This window comes from Sphingomonas carotinifaciens (assembly GCF_009789535.1).
GTDB classification, from domain to species: domain Bacteria; phylum Pseudomonadota; class Alphaproteobacteria; order Sphingomonadales; family Sphingomonadaceae; genus Sphingomonas; species Sphingomonas carotinifaciens.
Window position 1 is genome coordinate 273,276 of record NZ_WSUT01000005.1, and the last position, 16,499, is coordinate 289,774.

Consider the following 16,499-nt stretch of genomic DNA (forward strand, 5'->3'; position numbering starts at 1 on the left):
ATCCTTCAAAACAGTTCAACGTCGCCGCTGGCGGCAGGCTGGAACACGGGACGGGCGCGGACCGGGGCCTCGGGCGGCGCATCACGCACGATCTTGGCGCGCGATCGGCCCAGCGCCGCCTGGAACTCCACCCGCCGCGCGGCATGGCCCCCCAGGTCGCGCACGATCAGCGGGATGCGGTCCTGTTGCAGGAAGCGGACCGCGAATTCCGCATTGGCGGTGCCGATCGGCCGCATCCCCTGATGCAGGTTCGCGCCCCCATAGAGATGCGCGCGCAACCGGTCGCGCCGCGCCCCCTGGCGCAGCATGTCGTTGATCAGCAATTCCATCGCATGCACGCCGTAACGCTGCGCCGCGGTCGCATCGACCACCTGGCCGGGCTGTGGCTCGGCCAGCAGGAAATGGTTGATCCCCCCCACCTTCGCATCCGGATCGTACAGGCAGGCCGCGACGCAGCTGCCCAGCACCGTCGCGAACAGCACCTGCGGATCGGCGGAAACGCCGCGTTCGCCCTGCACCACGCTGACATGGCGAAAGCCATCGGCGCGCAGCATCGCGGTACGGCCGGTGGCCGGCGTCATGCCGCCATCTCCATCACCGATGCGGCGATGCGCTGCACCGGCAATTGCCGCTCAACCGCGCCCAGCGAATGGGCGACCGCGGGCATGCCGTAGACGACGCTGGTCGCCTCGTCCTGCCCGATGGTCCGCGCGCCTGCCTGCCGCATCTCCAGCAGGCCCGCCGCGCCGTCCGCCCCCATGCCGGTCAGCAGCACGCCCACCGCCGGCCGCCCCAGCCTGGCCACCGACCGGAACAGCACGTCCACCGATGGCCGGTGCCCGCTGACCGTCGGCCCCTCATATAGCCGGATGCGCGGCATGGTCGCGCCCACCACCTCCATATGCTGCTCGCCGCCCGGCGCCAGATAGACATGGCCGGGCTTCAGGATCGTGCCGCTGCGCGCTTCCTCCACCTGTGGCGGGCAGAAACGGTTCAGCCGGTCGGCAAAGCTGGCGGTGAACAGCGCGGGCATGTGCTGCACGATCACCGTCGGCGGACAATCCGCCGGAAAGCCGCCGATCACGCGCAGCAGCGTCTCGACACCCCCGGTCGATGCGCCGATCGCGATCAATCCGCCGGGCGTACCTCCACGGGCCAGCGCCGCGATCGCCGGAGCCGCGACCGGCCCACGCCGCACCGACGAGCGTCCCGCCGCGCGCACGATCCGCGCCAGCGTCGCATCGTCGCGCACCGCCGCGATCGAGGCGGGCTTGGGGAAGCAGTCGAACGCGCCGGCCGCCAGCGCGCGCACCGTGGCGCTCGCCCCCTTTTCGGTCAGCGTCGACACGATCACCACCGGCATCGGCCTGAGCGCCATGATCTTGTCCAGGAAATCCAGGCCGTTCATCCCCGGCATCTCGATGTCCAGCGTCACCACGTCGGGGTTCAGCGCCTTGATCTTGGCGCGCGCCTCCTGCGCATCGCCCGCCTCGCCGACCACGGTGATCTCGGGGTCCTTGGCCAGCATCATGCGCACCAGCCCGCGCATCGTCGCCGAATCGTCCACCACCAGCACGCGGGTCATCAGCCGCGCCTCCGATAGATGGTGTGGCCGACCGAATCGAACATCGTCGCGGCCGGTCCGATCAACCGTTCCGAATGGCCGATATACATATACCCCCCCGCCGGGATCAGTCCCGCAAAGCGCTCCAGCAGCCGCGCCTTGGTCGGTTCGTCGAAATAGATCATGACGTTGCGACAGAAGATCACGTCGAACCGCCCCCGCATCGGCCAGGATTCCAGCAGGTTGAGGTGCTTGTAGGCGATCACGCGCTGCAGTTCGGGCGCCATGGCGATCTCGTCGCCGACCGGCTTCACCCAGGTGCGGCGAAAGCGGTCGGGAATGTCGCGCGCCATGTCCGCCGGATAGCGCCCGGCCTTGGCGGTCGCGATCACATGCGGCGCCAGATCGGTCGCCAGGATCGCGATGTCGCGCTGTGCGATACGGCCCCCGCCCGCCCTGTCCTCGCCCAGCAGCGTCATCGCCAGCGTATAGGGCTCCTCGCCGCTCGAACAGGCGGCGGACCACAGCCGCACCGGCGTGCCCCGCTCCGACCGGGCCAGCAGGTCCGGTCGCACATGCTCGGCAAAGTGGGTGAAGTGGTGGTCTTCGCGAAAGAACTTGGTGTGGTTGGTGGTCAGCGCGAAGATCGCCTCGCGCCGTGCGTCGGCATCGTTGCGCAGCAGTGCGACGTAATCGGCGAAATCGGCCATCCCGCGACGCCGCACCTGCTTGGCGAGCCGCGAATAGACCAGCTGCCGCTTGCCGGTGCCCAGCATGATGCCGGCATGGGCATGCGCCATGCGTGCGATCGTCTCGTAATCGCCGTCGCTCAGGTGAAACTCGCCCTGCATGGGCGCAGCGGCGGCGCTCATGCGGCCAGCGCCCGCGGCGTTTCGGAACGGTGCCGCTGGACCAGCGTCTCGACGTCCAGGATCAGGGCGACGCGCCCGTCACCCAGCACCGTCGCGCCGGCAAGCCCGGCCACCGGCGCGTAGTTCGCCTCCAGGCTCTTGACCACCACCTGCCGCTGGTCCTGGATGCCGTCGACCATCAGGATCGACTGGCCGGCATCGGTTTCCACCACCACCAGCACCGCATTGGTCGGGTCCACGCACGCATCCGCCACGTTCAGCAGCCGCCCGATCGGCAGGATCGGCAGGTACGTGCCACGCACGTCCAGCACGCCCGCCCCCGGCCCCAGGCCGCGCACCTCGCCGTCGCGCGGGCGCAGGCTCTCCACCACATGCGCCAGCGGGATGACATAGGTCTGCCCGCCCACGCTCACCACCATCCCGTCCAGGATCGCCAGCGTCAGCGGCAGCGTCAGCGTGAAGGTCGATCCCAGCCCGAATTTCGAGCTGATCCCGATCCGCCCGCCCAGCGCCTGCACGTTGCGGCGCACCACATCCATACCGACGCCGCGCCCGGAAATGTTCGAAATCGTTGCAGCAGTGGAAAATCCGGGGGCGAAGATCAGGTTCTCGATCTCCTCGTCGGACAGGTTGGCGTCGGCCGCGACGATGCCGCGCTCCACCGCCTTGGCCCGCACCCGCGCGCGGTCGATCCCGCGCCCGTCGTCGGATACCGAAATCACGATCCGTCCCGAGCGATGCTCGGCCGCCAGCCGCACCACGCCTTCCGCCGGCTTGCCCGCCGCGACCCGCTCGTCGGGCGTCTCCAGCCCGTGGTCGACCGCATTGCGGATCATGTGGGTCAGGGGCTCGCCGATGCGCTCGACCACGGTCTTGTCGACCTCGGTCATCTCGCCCTCCACCTCCAGGCGGACGCGCTTGCCCGTGCTCGCCTCCAGTTCGCGGATGATGCGCGGCACGCGGCTGAACACCGACTTGACCGGCTGCGCGCGGATCGACATCGCGCTGTCCTGCAATTCGCGGGTCAGGTGATCCAGGTCGGACAGCTCATCGATCGCGCCGACGCCGTGGATCGACAGCCGCTGCGCCAGCATCGCCTGGGTGATGACCAGCTCGCCGACCAGATTGACCAGCCGGTCCAGCTTCTCCAGCTCCACCCGGATCGTCGCTCCCCCGGCGGCGGCGGCAGCAGCCGCCGCGCCGGCGGGACGGTTGGCACCATCCTCCACCACCGCCGCGATCACGACCGGCTCCTCCGCGACGACGGGCACCACCACCACCGGCTGCGGCTGCGGCTCCGCCACCGGCGCCGGCGCCGGCTCGACCATCGCCAGCACGGCGGCCAACAGATCCTCCTCCACCGGCTCGGCCACCGGTTCCGCGATCAGCAGCGGCGCCTCGTCGCCTTCGGCCACGATCTCCAGTTCGGCTTGGTCCGACACGAAGTCGAAGATCGCGGCGATATCGTCGCGCGCCACCTCGCCCGGCACGCTCAGCGTCCAGCCCAGATAGCATTCGTCGACGCTCAGGCTGTCCAGCGACGGCAGGCCGCTCCGGTCGATCGCCACCACCTGGCCGCCCAGCGCGTCCAGTTCGCGCAGCAACGGCAGCGGGTCGCCGCCATTGTCGAACGCCCCGCGCCCCGGCACGAAGCGTACCCGCCACGGGATCGCCCCCCCCGCCGTCGCCGTCGCCGGCGGATCGCCCAGCCCGATATCGGCGAGCAGCGCGTCCAGGTCGAAGGCATCGCCCACCACCTCCGCGACCACCACCGGCTCCGGCGCCGCCTCCGGTTCGGCGACATCATGGGCCGCACCCGCGCGGCCCGCCGCCGCGGTCAGGCGCGCGATCAACGCCGCATCGTCGGGCGCGCCGCCGCCCCCTTGCGCACAGGATACGTGATCGGTCAGCCCGTCGAACGCCGCGAACAGCAACGCGACCAGGTCCGGCTCCGGCGTCAACTCGCCGGTGCGCAACAGGTCCAACACCGTCTCCAACTGGTGCGAAAAGCCCTGCAGGGCGTCGAAGCCGAACGCCCCCGCGCCACCCTTGATCGAGTGCACCGCGCGAAAGATGGTGTTGATCGTCTCGTCCGACGGCGCACCGTCGCGCAGGTCGGCTAGGTCGGTTTCGATGACGGCCAGTCCTTCCTCGCATTCCTGGAAGAAGATGGCCTGGATTTCGTCGAGCTGCATGGGAACGGGTCCTGGATCAGCGGTCGGCAAGGAGCGCGTCGGCGCCCGCGATGCGGATGGCGGTGCAAAAGGCTTCGCTCGGCGCCTCGATGGTCAGCATGTGGCCCCCGCCATCGGCGGTCCCTTGTGCACTCAACAGCAACTGGATGCCGGCGACGCCGATGCGCTCCACCCCGCCGGCGTCCAGCACGATGTTGTCCGTCGCGCTGCGCAGCGTGTCGAGCAACGACGTGGCGGCGGCGAGGTCCAGGGTAGAGGGCAGCGCAAGACGCGTCATGCGAGGGGTTTTCCTTTAACGAGCGAGACGATGTACGGCGGCAGGCGTTAAAAATTCGACCAGTCGTCCGCGTCCGGCTCGACCGCCAGCGCCAGCGATCCATGGGTGGCCGCACGGCGCGCCACCACCCGCGTCGGTGCCGGGGCACGCGGCGCCGGGACGCTTACCGGCATGCGCGGCGCCTCCGCCTCGCCGGTGTCGGACAGGCGGAACCGCGCCACCTGCCGCGCCAGTTCGTCCGCCTCGTTCGCCAGCGAGCGCGCCGCCGCGCTCGACTGCTCCACCATCGCCGCATTCTGCTGCGTCACATTGTCCATCTCGCCGACCGCGGTGTTCACCTGCGACAGCCCCAGCGCCTGCTGCGCCGCCGATGCCGCGATCTGCGACACGAGCGTGCTGATCTCGCCGATGCGCGCGACGATGCGCTCCAGCGACTGGCCGGTGCGGTTGACCAGCGTCACGCCGTTGCCCACCTGCTCCGAACTGGTCAGGATGCGGGTCTTCACGTCCTTGGCCGCATCGGCGGAGCGCTGCGCCAGCGCGCGCACTTCGGAGGCGACCACCGCGAAACCCTTGCCGGCGTCGCCTGCCCGCGCCGCTTCCACGCCGGCGTTCAGCGCCAGCAGGTTGGTCTGGAACGCGATGCCGTCGATGACCGAGATGATCTCGGAGATTTCCTGGCTGGCCCGCTCGATCCCGCCCATCGCCGACACCGCCTCGCGCACGATGCGGCCGCTTTCCTCGGCTTCGGACTTGGCGGCATCGACCACGCCGTTGACCCGCGACGCACCATCGGCGGCCTCGCGCACGGTGGTGGTGATCTCCTCCATCGACGCCGCGGTTTCCTCCAGGCTGGCCGCCTGCTGCTCGGTGCGATGCGACAGGTCGTCGGAGGCGGTGCTGACCTCGGACGATGCGGTGCGGATGCCGTCCATCGACCGGGTGACGGCGCTCAGCGTTCCGCTCAGCGCGTGCAGCGCGTTGTTGTAATCCCGGCGCAGCTTCTCGTAATCCGCCGGAAAGACGGTCGGGATCGGCCGGCTCAGGTCGCCGGCCGCCAGGTTCTCCAGCCCGGTGCCGAGCGCGGTGATCACGATCTCCTGCGCGGCGCGCGCTTCGGAGACCGCCACCGCATTGTCGCGAAACACCGCCATCGCCTTCGTCATCCGGCCGACGCAGTCGCGGTGGTCGGTATAGGCGATCGGCGCATCCAGGTCGCCGGCGGCCAGACCCTCCATGCGCACCACCGTGGCCACATAGGGAATCACGACGGCGCGTCCCGTCCCCCAGGCAATCAACAGGGTCAGTGCGGTGATCCCGGTGCCGATCGCGATCGCAGTCTGCACGCCCAGCGTGTCACGAAAAACGATCAGCGCCAGCGAGGTCGCCGCCAGAGTACCATAGATGATGGAAAGGATCCGCATCTTCGTGCGGATCGGGGCATTCCGTGTAAACCATCCAAGCATCAGGGTAACTCCTTTAAGGAGCGCTTACGGTCCCCTCCCCGAGCCGAGCGCGTTGCCCGTCGGAATTAGGCTTGGATGGTAAAGATCGACCCTATCGGCCGTACATGATTCGTTAACGCGGCCGGATCGGAATTATCCATATTCCGGATGTAAACGGCAGAAAACATACCGAAATGGGGTTGATCGGGTGCGTGGGACCGACACCCGCCTCATCGCGCCGAGCGAAATATTTCAAAAAAAAGATCGGCCAGATTCTTACAAGCCCCTGAAACAGCCCCCGTTTTCGCGAATCACCCGATTGCGGGAATCGCCCGTGCCATGGCCGCCACCATCGCCCGCCCGGCATGAGCATCGGTCAGTTCCGCGGCGACCGCGTCCGCCATGCCGATGCGGTCGGCCCGCACCAGCCGCCACAGACCGAGCAGCACCGCCTCGGTTTCGCTCACCATGTCGTGGCAGGGACGCTCGATGACCAGCATGTCCTGCGAGCCGCTATCCAGCGCCCGCATCGCCATGCCGAAGGCGTCATCCTCCGGCTCGATCACGGCACCGGCCACCGTCAGGGCATGGACCCAGCGGCGGGTCCGGGCCAGCACGGCCGCTTCAAAGGCCGGCAGTTCGCGGACGGGACGGTCGATGAGATCGTACATGCGCAATCGCTCTCTTTATGAGAATGATTGTCAGTAACAGCCGTCACCGTCCCCGTCAACGCGCCTTTGGCTATCAATCGGGGCGGCGATCCACCGATACGACGAACGGCCCGCCATGCGGGACAGCGCGCACGTCGCCGCCGTCCTGCGCATGGGCCCGCCGATCACGCGGTCGGTTCGTGATAGGGACAGCCATTGTAACGCGCCCGGAAATCCGCCGAGTGGCGATATGGCTCGCGCCGGGCACGGTTGATGTTGCCCAGCGGCTGGTGCGCGGTGATGCCGGTCCAGACGCTGAAGCGCATTTCCTCGTTCACCGCCTGGACCCGGCCCGCATCCCAACTGTCCTGCGGCGCGGCACGGATGACGCCGACGCGCATGAAGGGCGCCTCGCTTTCGTCCCATTCCACCGTCGGGTCCTCGATCGGCTGGCGCTCCAGGTCACGGCACAGCTGGACCCGGAACTCCCATTCGGCATCGATGTCCCACATCTCGGCCTGCACATCCTCGCGGATCGCGTCCTCGCGCCCGTCGACCGGGATGATCGTACCCGTCCGGCTGGTCAGGGCGGGCGCGACCGGGGCAATGCTGAACTTGGCGACATGGTCGCCGTAGCGGAACGGCGTGACGCTGTAATAGGTCTCGCCCAGCGGATCGACATTGGGCGCACCGCCCAGCGAGTCGACCGCCGGGCTCTCGATGCCCACCGCTTCCAGCGCATGGTGCACACCGCGCAGCACGGCGGACATCGCCTTCTTGGTGCCCTCCATCCGGTCAGTGGTCTTGGCCAGCATCTTAAGATTGCCCAGAAATTTGTCGGCGGTCTTCGCCTGGAACACCGTGCCGTTGACCATCACGAAATCCTGCGTGTCGCCCTCGGCCCCCGGCAACCGTTCGCCCTCCACCCCCGCGATCTTCACCGCCAGCCCGCGGGGCAGGCTGATCGCGTCGGGCAGGATGTCGCCGGCATTGGTCGACATGCGGAGCCATGCCTTGTGGCGTCCCGGCGTCGCGAACAGCCCTTGCGCCAGTTCGGGCGGCAGGCCGTCGTCGACGATCAGCTCACCCTCCAGGATGCCGTGCGACTTGGCATGCACCGATCGCACCGCATGGCCATAATCCTCGGCGGTCCGCTCCAGGATCACGTCGAACGTGTCGTTCAGTTGCGCGATCGTCTCGCGCTCGTCGGGTTGCACGTCTTCGATATCGGGGGTGTAGCGGATGGCGGGGGCAGTCATGGCGGTTCTCCTGCAACAACGGAACGGTTCCGCCACCCGGCGTCGCCGTGTCGTTGGCAACACAGGCGGGTCTGCCGTCGCAGCCTACGCCCAAGTGTTGTTGTGTTCTCGCAAACCGGCGGAATATCGGCCTAGTTTCGGTACGGTATCGGTCGAAATGCCAAGTCGTGCGTTCATTCTCTGGATTTGCATCGGCGACAGGTCATAGGCAGGGATCATGCACCGGGGGACGACAGACGGTTTTGCGCACGCGACGAATATGTTCGCGGAACGCGCGATGCAGCAGGATCAGGTTGGCAATACGCTTCTGCGTTCGCTCGACCCATCCGATTTCATGGCGATCGCGCCCTATCTGGAACGCGTATCCTTCGCGGTGGACGACAACGTTGCCGACGCCGGGACGTCGATCGACACGATCTGGTTTCCGGAGGCGGGGATCGCCGCGGTGCTCGACCGGACGGAGGGGGATCGTCGCCTCGCGGTCGGCCTGGTCGGGGCGGAGGGGTTTGTCGGCTGGCCGCTTCTCCTGGGCGACGACCGCTGGCTGCACGATGTCGTGATGCGCGCCGAAAAGGGCACGGCGCTGCGCATCGATGCCGATCGCCTCCTTGCCGCGATCGAGGATCACCCATCGCTGCGCGCCGCCCTGCTCCGCTTCGTCACCGTGTTCATGACGCAGATGGGCCGGACCATCGTGTCCTCGCTCATCCATCCGGTCGAGCGTCGCATGGCACGCTGGATCCTGCTTTATCACGACCGGGTCAGCGGCGACGAGATCTGCCTGACGCATGAGGAATTTCGCCTGATGCTCGGCGTGCGCCGGTCCAGCGTGACCGACGCGCTGCACCGGCTGGAGGCCGAACAGGCGGTACGCGGCCTGCGCGGCCGCGTCGTGGTGCGCGACCGGGCCAAGCTCGCCGAACTGGCCGGCGACACCTATGGCCCGCCCGAACGCGAATATCGCCGCCTCGTCCTGGGCGCGTCACAGGACTGAACGGCCTCCCCCCGAAATCCGCCGGGGCGGATTCCGGGGCGGCACCGGCCCTCAGCGACGGGCGGCGACGCGCAGCCGCGGGGTCGCGCGCTCCGCCACCATGGCGATCTCCGCGCCCGGCTCGCTGCGCGTCTGGAAGCGCCCGACATGATGCGCCAGCTCGTCCGCCTCCGCCGCCAGGCTGCGCGCGGCGGCGGTGCTTTCCTCCACCATTGCGGCATTCTGCTGCGTCATGCTGTCCATCTCGCCGACCGCGGTGTTCACCTGCGCCAGCCCCAGCGCCTGTTGCTGCGCGGATGCCGCGATCGTCTCGGTCAGGGTGCTGATCGTGCCGATCCGCTCGATGATCTGGACCAGCGACTGGCCGGAGGAGCGGACCAGCGCCACCCCGGCCTCCACCTGCTCGCCGCTCGCCCCGATCCGGGTTTTCACGTCCTTGGCCGCATCCGCCGATCGCTGGGCCAGCGCGCGTACCTCGGATGCGACCACGGCAAAGCCCTTGCCGGCGTCACCCGCGCGCGCCGCCTCCACACCGGCGTTCAGCGCCAAAAGGTTGGTCTGGAACGCGATGCCGTCGATGACCGAGATGATCTCGGAAATCTCGTGGCTGGCCCGCTCGATCCCGCCCATCGCGGTGACCGCCTCGCGTACCACCTCGCCGCCCTGCTCGGCGGCGCGCTGCGCATCCTCCACCTCGACCCGTACCCGCGCCGCCCCCTCGGCCGTCGCCCGCACCGTAACGGTGATCTCGTCCATCGACGCCGCCGTCTGCTCCAGGCTCGCCGCCTGCTGCTCCGTGCGTTGCGACAGATTTTCCGACGCCGACCGGATCTCCCCCGACGCCACCCGCACGCCCCCCGACACACGCCCCAGCGCGCACACCGTCTCCTCCACCGCCTCCATCGCCCGGTTGAAATCGATCTTCAACTTGGCGAACGGACCGGTCAGTTCGGCGGAAACCCGCGCCGTCAGGTCGCCGCCCGCCAGCGATTCCAGCCCCGCCCCTATACTCCCGACGATCTCCTGCGCCTGGCTTTCGCGCGCCCGGTCCGCTGCCGCCAGCTGATCCCTCAGCGTCGCCGCCGCCTGCGTCATGTCGCCGATCTCGTCGCGCGCCGTCGTGGCCGGGATCTCCACCGACCGGTCGCCCGCCGCCAGCCGGGCCAGCGTGCCGGTCATCGACGCCACCGGCCGCGCGATCGACCGCACCAGCGCCAGCAGCATCACCAGCGTCAGCGCCAGCACCGCCACCACCGTGCCCACCATGATCGCCCGGCTCGTCGCATAGGTCTGCGCCGCCTCCGCCAGACGCGCGTCGATCACCCGCACCTGCTCCTGCCGCATCGCATCCGCCGCCGCGTTCGCCGTCACGAAATACGGCCCCGCCGCCCGAAAAAAGGCCAGCGCCGCATCATAGTTGTCGGCGTTCGACGCCACTGCGGTGCGCTCGGCCCGCGTCCGATACGCCTCCCACCGGTCCGCGAAATGATCCAGCGCGCGGCGGAGTTCGGGCGTCGCCATGCGCGGACGCAGCCAGTCCAACCGGTCCTGCACCCTGGCCTTCAACCCGTCGAGCCGCTCCTGCGCCTGTGCCTTGTCCGCGGCACTGCGCGCGAGCAGATGCTGCGACACATTGGCGCGGTAGGTGGCGGTCGAGGCGTTGATGACCGCGATCGCATCCAGTTGCTCGCGCCGGTCGCCGCCCATCTCCTGCGCCACCGCGTTCATCGTGCTCAGCCTGCTCATCGACAATCCGGCCAGGCACAGCATCGCCAGGACCAGCACGGAAAAACAGGCAAGCAGCTTGCCGGGAATACGCAAATGATTGAACACGGCGGAATCACCTCACTGAAATCGTTTTCACGACTGCGGTGAGGAGGTTTAAGGCTTGCCGTCCGAACGTCGTTAAAATTGCATGACCGGCGTCATCCGCCCGCGACGCGGCGTCCTGCGGGTGCCTGTCCATGGGCAAAGGCGCGGTCGAAGGCGGCGGCGCGCGTTTCGGCACGCATCAACCCGGCATAGCCGGCCGTCCACTGGTCGGCGAACCCGGCGACCTTGCCATAGCTGTTGTCGAGCAGGACATGCGGGATATCCAGCAGCAGCGACAGGATATGCGCGTGCAGCCGGTCGGTCACCACCACCTGCCCCTGCGCCAGCATCGCCAGCCCGCGCTTCAGCCGCCATTCCGCCAGCCGCCGCTGGCGCAGCGCGCGCATCGCCATCGGATCGCGCATCACCAGCCGGGACAGCTTCAGCGACAGCCGCAGGTAGCGCAGCTGTGCCGGGTCCTCGATCAACCAGTCGTCGACCATCGCCCCCGCCGGCGCCGCATCCGCGCCTGCCGCGCGCTCGTGATCGGTCCGCAACAGGCCGAAGACCGGCACCTTGGCCGCCGCCCGCCGCTGCCGCCCCAGCATCAGCGCGGCATCCGGGCACAGATGCACCGGGCAGTCGAAATGAGCGCGCGCGAACGCCAGCGACTTCTGGTCGCGCACCAGCAGCGTGAAGCGGCCATGCGCGCGGATCGCATCGGCCAGCGGCTTGGCCGCGGCGGGATCGGCATAATGGATCGACTGCGGCATCTGCACGATCGGCCGGTTGCGATGGGTGTTGAGCAGATGGATGCGCAGTTGCTCGTGCTTGGGCCACAACGTGCCCAGATTGCCGCCGCCATGGATCAGGATCGGCCCGTCGCCGATCGCGCGGGCCAGCGCCGCATCGTCCAGGTCGTTCATCGCCGAATAATAGGCCGGCAGCCGGTTCCGCTCGCGCAGATACGCCATCTCGCCCAGCCAGATTGCGCTGTCGCCGACATTGCTATGGTCGGGATAATCGACCAGCGCGATGTCGCCCGGCGGCAGTATGGCATCCACCGTTCTGGCAAAGCGGCGGCCGAGTTCGGCGACGATGTGATCGGCAGATTGGGGGGAAACGGTCATGCCCGGCCCTTTCGCAAGCGGTGAACGGTGGATTGAAGACGCCCGCGCCACAGGGGCGACAGGCCGATCAGCACGGCGGCATAGACGAGCGCGCCGAGTGCGGTGAGAAACAGGAGCGCCGCCCAGCCGTGCAGCAGCCCGGCCGTCATCCGCATCACGATGGCAAGCAGCAGCCCCATGATGGTGGACGCGGCCAGGGGCGCTGCGATCGCCCGGATGCTGTGCGCCGGCCGGATGCCCGACGCCCGCGCCAGCAGCCACACCTGGAGCGGCACGGTCAGATAGGCGCGCACCACATAGGAGACGGCGACCGCGAACAGGCCGAAGGGCAGCGCCATCAGCGTCAGCACCAGCCCCAGCACCAGTTGGGTCGTCGACAGCCAGATCAGGCTGCGCGACTGGCCAAGCGCGCTGAGCGACGGCGAAGCAAAGAAGTTGAGCGTGAAGGGCAAGGCCATGAACGCGAAGATCTGCGCCAGTTGCCCCGCCTCCACCCATTTGTCGCCGAATACGGTGGGCACCGCCAGCGGCGCCAGCGACCCGAAGCCGACCAGCGCGGGAAAGGACAGCGCGGAGGCCTGCCCGATCATCCATTGGTAGGCGCGGCGCAGTTCGACGGGATCGTCCTTCACCCGCGACAGCGTCTGCACCGCCACCTGCGTGAACGGCTGGATCGCCCCGCGCCCGATCAGCTCCACCGTCCGCCACGCGGTGCGATAGATGCCGACCGCCGCCAGACCGATCCCCGCGCCGATCGCCATCTCCTGCACCCGCACCGTCGCGAGAAAAACGAGCTGCACATAGATCAGACTGCCGTTCAGCGCGAGATTGGCGCGTAACTCGGGCCATTCGAACGCCCAGCCCGGCTTCCAGTCGTAGGAGGTGCGCGCCAGCACCACGCCGACGATCTCGGTCACCAGCCGCTGGATCACCAGCGCCCACAGCCCCGCGCCCATCAGCGCCGCCACGATCGCGCATCCGCCCCCCAGCAGCCCGCCGATCACCGACCGGATCGCGGTGGTGCGATGCCCGAACTCGCGCAGCCGCAACGCCATGTGCGTCCCCCCGAACGACGAGATCGGCAGCACCAGGCTCATCACCGCCAGCGGCAGCGCGATCCCCGGCGCGTCCATCCATGCAGCGATCGGCCGCGCCAGCAGCGCGATCGTTACCGCCGACGCAAAGGAAAATGCCTGTTGCGAGCGGTAGATGGTGTCCAGAAACCCCGGCGACAGATCGCCCCGCCGCGCGATCGTCTGGACCAGCCCGGCGGTGGCGACGATCCGGAATGCCTCGGCGGTGAACGCCATGACCGAGAAGGCGCCGATATCCGCGCGCGACAACAGCCGCGCCAGCGCGACGAAGACGATGAACGAGAAGACCTGATCCGACAGGAAGCGCGTGACCGTCCACGAAATGGAACTGCGACTGCGCTTGCGCAGCGTCGCGTCGAAGCGGGCGCTCCCCTGGCTGGCGCCATCACTGGCCAAGACCGCGCCTCGCCTTCAGCAGCCGCATCCGCGCGCGCTCGACATGCCGCCACGTCTTCTGGCGCAGCGAGTGATAGGCCGGGTCCATTTTCGGCTGGAACCGCGCCGCGCCGATGTCGGACGCCACCGTCGCCTCCAGGATCGGGGCGGGGAACAGCGCCAGATTGGGCAGGCCATGCGCCCAGGATCGGTCCATCGCATCGTCGATCGGCCGACGCACGGTGCGGCAATGCTCCACCAGCCGCTTCGCGCCCGCCAGCGTGATCGCATAGCCCTGCGTGCCGTAGGCCAGCCCGATCAGCTCCACCACGGTGCGCGAATGTTGCAGGAAATCCTTGTGCACCGGCCGGCTCCAGGTCGGCCGCTTGGCGTAGAGCCGCAGATAATCGATGCCCTGTGCATGCAGGTCGGTCGCCGCCAGCCGCTCCAGATAGCGCCAGTCGACCACCACATCGTCCTCCAGCACGATGGCTTGGTGTACGCCACGCGCCACCATGTCCTGCCAGATCGACCAGTGGCTGGCATAGCAACCGATCTCGCCGCCGGTCATCGCCCGCCCCTTGGCGCGCGCGACCGCCAGTTCGTCCAGCGTCATGCCCGGCGCAAGCCCGGTGCACGCATCAAAGAAGCGCCACGGCAAACATGTATCGGCACGCGCGGCAAAGCCGGCACGCCGAACATCGGCCGATGCCAGAGATACCACGACGATCTCGGCCGTGTTGGCCGATTCGGGCAAGGCTTGGCCCAAGGTCCGGCACCTCCTGCTCTTGGGCGGTGCAAGGTTCACGTCCTTGCAACACGCGGGATTGGTTGGCCTTTTCTTGGTAGCTGCGAATGATGCGGCCGCGAAGTCCGTGCCCGTTCGGGTCACCGCGATCGTCGGGCGCTTCGTCTTCGCAGTCGCAGCATAAGGTTGACGCGCGACGCCAGCGGCGGATGGTGCGACGGAACGATTGCGAAACAAGGCACCCATCCGCATGTCCCAAGTCGCTGTTGTCATTCCCGTTTGGAACGGCCGCACCATCCTCGGCCGCTGCCTGGACGCGCTGGAGCGCCAGACGCTGCCGCGCGATCGCTTCGACATCATCGTCGTCGACAATGGCTCGACCGACGGCACCGCCGACATCGCGCGCGGTTATGCGAACGTCACCGTGCTGGAGGAGCCGACCCCCGGCTCCTATGCCGCGCGCAACACCGCGCTGGCCCATGTGCGGGCACCCATCACCGCCTTTACCGATGCCGATTGCGTTCCCGATCCCGACTGGCTGGTCCGCGTGCTGGAGGCCGCCGCCGCCAATCCCGGCTTTGGCGTCCTCGCCGGCCGGATCGAACTGTTCGACGAAGGCGAGCAGGAGGGCGAGGTGTTCGGCGACTACGAACGCCTGTTCAGCTTCCCGCAGGCGCATGCCGCGCGCGGCAATTGCGCCACCGCCAACTGGGCGAGCGAAACCGCGCTGCTGCGCGAACTCGGCGGCTTCGATGCCGGGGTGAAGTCGGGCGGCGACCGCCAGATGGCACTGCGCATCAAGGCCGCCGGGCGCCCGCTCATCTACACCCCTGCGATGATCGTGCGCCATCCGGTGCGCGCCAGCCGCGCCGAACTGGTGCGCAAGCGCCAGCGCCTCAGCGGCGGCCGCTGGGACCGTACCCGCGCAACCCCGCGTCTTGCCCGCGTGCTCGGCGTCACCGCGGTCGATACCGCCCGCCGCCTGCGCCGCGCCGCGATCTCGCCCGGCCTGTCGCTGAAGCGCCGCGCCGCGGTGATGAAATTGACGCTGGAACTGGCCGGCATCGCCACCAGCGAATATCTGGCGCTCGCCGCCGGTCGCAAGGCGGCGCGCGACTGATGACCACGCCCTCCCCCCGCTTTTCTGTGGTCATGCCCTTGTTCAACAAGGCCAGCCATGTCCGCGCCTCGATCGACAGTGTGTTCGCGCAGGCTCATGCCCCGCACGAAGTGATCGTCGTCGACAACGGATCGACCGATGGCGGCCGCGGCATCGTCGCCGCCATTGCCGATCCGCGCATCCGCCTGCTCGATCTCGCCCGCCCCGGCCCCGGCGGCTATGCCGGCCGCAATATGGGCATAGAGGCGGCGACCGGCGACTGGATCGCCTTTCTCGATGCCGACGACCTGTGGGCGCCGAACCACCTGGCGTCGCTCGCCACCTGCATCGCCGACGCGCCGGAGGTGCATGCCGCCGCCACCCGCTTCGACCATGTGTTCGACACGCGCAGCCAGCCGCAGAAGATCGCCCCTGCGCTCCATGCGCCCGTAACGCTCGACCTTGCCGGCTTCCTGTCGGCCTGGCTGGCGGTGCGCGAATGTCCGATGTGGACCGGGGCGATCGCCATCCGCCGCGACGCGCTGATCGCCGCCGGGCTGTTCCCGGACGGGCGGGCGGTCCGCGGCGGCGACAAGGATCTGTGGCTGCGCGTCGTCGCGCGTGGCCCCCTGCGCTACGATCCCACCCCCAGCGCGACGTTCCACCGCGATTCGGAAAACAAGGTCAGCAAGTCGACCACCACCCTGGGCGTTCCCTGTCTGGTGGAAACCGCGCACCGCCTGATGCGCATGGCCCCCGCGCATGAGGTCGCGCTGCTCCGCCGCCTGGTGAATCAGGAAATCGCCCATTACGCGCGCTATGCGATGAAGACGCCCGGCCGGATCGACATCGGCCTTGGCGACCTTTGCCTGCCGGAGGGGTGGAGGACCGCCGGACTGGTGCTGGCGGCGCGCCACCTGCCCGCGGGACTTCGCCAGGGCGGCCATGCGCTGCGCAACCGGTTGCTCGCCCGCGCGTGAGGATC

15 protein-coding genes are annotated in these 16,499 nt (G+C 68.7%); 3 read left to right on the forward strand and 12 right to left on the reverse strand.

Translation table 11 applies throughout. From position 1 onward, the window contains the following. Positions 1 to 5: 5 nt before the first annotated feature. The 8 genes from GQR91_RS03290 to GQR91_RS03325 all read right to left on the reverse strand — a co-directional run bounded on the left by GQR91_RS03290 (position 6) and on the right by GQR91_RS03325 (position 8,262). Entirely contained in the window at positions 6 to 581 is a 576-nt protein-coding gene (locus GQR91_RS03290; RefSeq protein WP_235903850.1) for a chemotaxis protein CheD, read from the reverse strand. Beyond that, on the reverse strand, positions 578 to 1,588 hold the full coding sequence (locus GQR91_RS03295; RefSeq protein WP_282957541.1) for a protein-glutamate methylesterase/protein-glutamine glutaminase: 1,011 nt from the start codon (positions 1,586 to 1,588) through the stop codon (positions 578 to 580). The genes GQR91_RS03290 and GQR91_RS03295 overlap by 4 nt, the downstream gene beginning before the upstream one ends. Beyond that, on the reverse strand, positions 1,585 to 2,436 hold the full coding sequence (locus tag GQR91_RS03300; protein WP_149681153.1) for a CheR family methyltransferase: 852 nt from the start codon (positions 2,434 to 2,436) through the stop codon (positions 1,585 to 1,587). Before GQR91_RS03300 ends, GQR91_RS03295 begins: the two co-directional genes overlap by 4 nt. Then, the gene (locus GQR91_RS03305) at positions 2,433 to 4,631 is read right to left on the reverse strand and encodes a chemotaxis protein CheA (protein ID WP_149681154.1); all 2,199 of its coding nucleotides are present in this window, start codon (positions 4,629 to 4,631) and stop codon (positions 2,433 to 2,435) included. Before GQR91_RS03305 ends, GQR91_RS03300 begins: the two co-directional genes overlap by 4 nt. Before the next feature lie 16 nt (positions 4,632 to 4,647). Beyond that, a complete protein-coding gene (locus GQR91_RS03310; protein ID WP_149681155.1) occupies positions 4,648 to 4,908 on the reverse strand; it encodes an STAS domain-containing protein in 261 nt (86 codons plus the stop codon). 47 nt (positions 4,909 to 4,955) lie between these two features. Next, positions 4,956 to 6,332: a methyl-accepting chemotaxis protein gene (locus GQR91_RS03315; protein ID WP_235903851.1), complete on the reverse strand. Its 1,377-nt coding sequence runs from the start codon at positions 6,330 to 6,332 to the stop codon at positions 4,956 to 4,958. 332 nt (positions 6,333 to 6,664) lie between these two features. Further along, entirely contained in the window at positions 6,665 to 7,024 is a 360-nt protein-coding gene (locus GQR91_RS03320; RefSeq protein ID WP_149681157.1) for a hypothetical protein, read from the reverse strand. Between the two features lie 164 nt (positions 7,025 to 7,188). After that, entirely contained in the window at positions 7,189 to 8,262 is a 1,074-nt protein-coding gene (locus tag GQR91_RS03325) for a catalase family protein (protein ID WP_149681158.1), read from the reverse strand. Between the two features lie 259 nt (positions 8,263 to 8,521). Here GQR91_RS03325 and GQR91_RS03330 point away from each other — a divergent pair, with 259 nt between their 5' ends. After that, entirely contained in the window at positions 8,522 to 9,256 is a 735-nt protein-coding gene (locus GQR91_RS03330) for a Crp/Fnr family transcriptional regulator (RefSeq protein ID WP_160146727.1), read from the forward strand. A gap of 51 nt (positions 9,257 to 9,307) precedes the next feature. Here the strand turns inward: GQR91_RS03330 and GQR91_RS03335 are convergent, their stop codons facing one another. From GQR91_RS03335 to GQR91_RS03350, 4 genes are all read right to left on the reverse strand, one after another. Next, entirely contained in the window at positions 9,308 to 11,089 is a 1,782-nt protein-coding gene (locus GQR91_RS03335) for a methyl-accepting chemotaxis protein (RefSeq protein ID WP_149681160.1), read from the reverse strand. A gap of 92 nt (positions 11,090 to 11,181) precedes the next feature. Further along, positions 11,182 to 12,198 carry a polysaccharide pyruvyl transferase family protein gene (locus tag GQR91_RS03340; protein WP_149681161.1) on the reverse strand — a complete coding sequence of 339 codons (1,017 nt, stop codon included), beginning with the start codon at positions 12,196 to 12,198 and terminating at the stop codon, positions 11,182 to 11,184. Then, positions 12,195 to 13,688 carry an oligosaccharide flippase family protein gene (locus tag GQR91_RS03345; protein WP_149681162.1) on the reverse strand — a complete coding sequence of 498 codons (1,494 nt, stop codon included), beginning with the start codon at positions 13,686 to 13,688 and terminating at the stop codon, positions 12,195 to 12,197. The genes GQR91_RS03340 and GQR91_RS03345 overlap by 4 nt, the downstream gene beginning before the upstream one ends. After that, positions 13,678 to 14,436, reverse strand: a complete 759-nt coding sequence (locus tag GQR91_RS03350) for a glycosyltransferase family 25 protein (RefSeq protein ID WP_235903852.1) — start codon at positions 14,434 to 14,436, stop codon at positions 13,678 to 13,680. The genes GQR91_RS03345 and GQR91_RS03350 overlap by 11 nt, the downstream gene beginning before the upstream one ends. Before the next feature lie 229 nt (positions 14,437 to 14,665). Here GQR91_RS03350 and GQR91_RS03355 point away from each other — a divergent pair, with 229 nt between their 5' ends. Together GQR91_RS03355 and GQR91_RS03360 are read left to right on the forward strand one after the other, a co-directional pair. Then, a complete protein-coding gene (locus GQR91_RS03355; protein WP_149681164.1) occupies positions 14,666 to 15,535 on the forward strand; it encodes a glycosyltransferase family 2 protein in 870 nt (289 codons plus the stop codon). Beyond that, entirely contained in the window at positions 15,535 to 16,494 is a 960-nt protein-coding gene (locus GQR91_RS03360) for a glycosyltransferase family 2 protein (RefSeq protein WP_149681165.1), read from the forward strand. The genes GQR91_RS03355 and GQR91_RS03360 overlap by 1 nt, the downstream gene beginning before the upstream one ends. Positions 16,495 to 16,499 lie beyond the last annotated feature (5 nt).

Bases quoted from the DNA above. Each gene is read 5' to 3' on its own strand.
- GQR91_RS03300 (WP_149681153.1), bottom strand. From the start codon at position 2,436: ATGAGCGCCGCCGCTGCGCCCATGCAGGGCGAGTTTCACCTGAGCGAC.
- GQR91_RS03360 (WP_149681165.1), top strand. From the start codon at position 15,535: ATGACCACGCCCTCCCCCCGCTTTTCTGTGGTCATGCCCTTGTTCAAC.
- GQR91_RS03355 (WP_149681164.1), top strand. From the start codon at position 14,666: ATGTCCCAAGTCGCTGTTGTCATTCCCGTTTGGAACGGCCGCACCATC.
- GQR91_RS03325 (WP_149681158.1), bottom strand. From the start codon at position 8,262: ATGACTGCCCCCGCCATCCGCTACACCCCCGATATCGAAGACGTGCAA.
- GQR91_RS03330 (WP_160146727.1), top strand. From the start codon at position 8,522: ATGTTCGCGGAACGCGCGATGCAGCAGGATCAGGTTGGCAATACGCTT.
- GQR91_RS03290 (WP_235903850.1), bottom strand. From the start codon at position 581: ATGACGCCGGCCACCGGCCGTACCGCGATGCTGCGCGCCGATGGCTTT.
- GQR91_RS03305 (WP_149681154.1), bottom strand. From the start codon at position 4,631: ATGCAGCTCGACGAAATCCAGGCCATCTTCTTCCAGGAATGCGAGGAA.
- GQR91_RS03310 (WP_149681155.1), bottom strand. From the start codon at position 4,908: ATGACGCGTCTTGCGCTGCCCTCTACCCTGGACCTCGCCGCCGCCACG.
- GQR91_RS03340 (WP_149681161.1), bottom strand. From the start codon at position 12,198: ATGACCGTTTCCCCCCAATCTGCCGATCACATCGTCGCCGAACTCGGC.
- GQR91_RS03315 (WP_235903851.1), bottom strand. From the start codon at position 6,332: ATGCGGATCCTTTCCATCATCTATGGTACTCTGGCGGCGACCTCGCTG.
- GQR91_RS03320 (WP_149681157.1), bottom strand. From the start codon at position 7,024: ATGTACGATCTCATCGACCGTCCCGTCCGCGAACTGCCGGCCTTTGAA.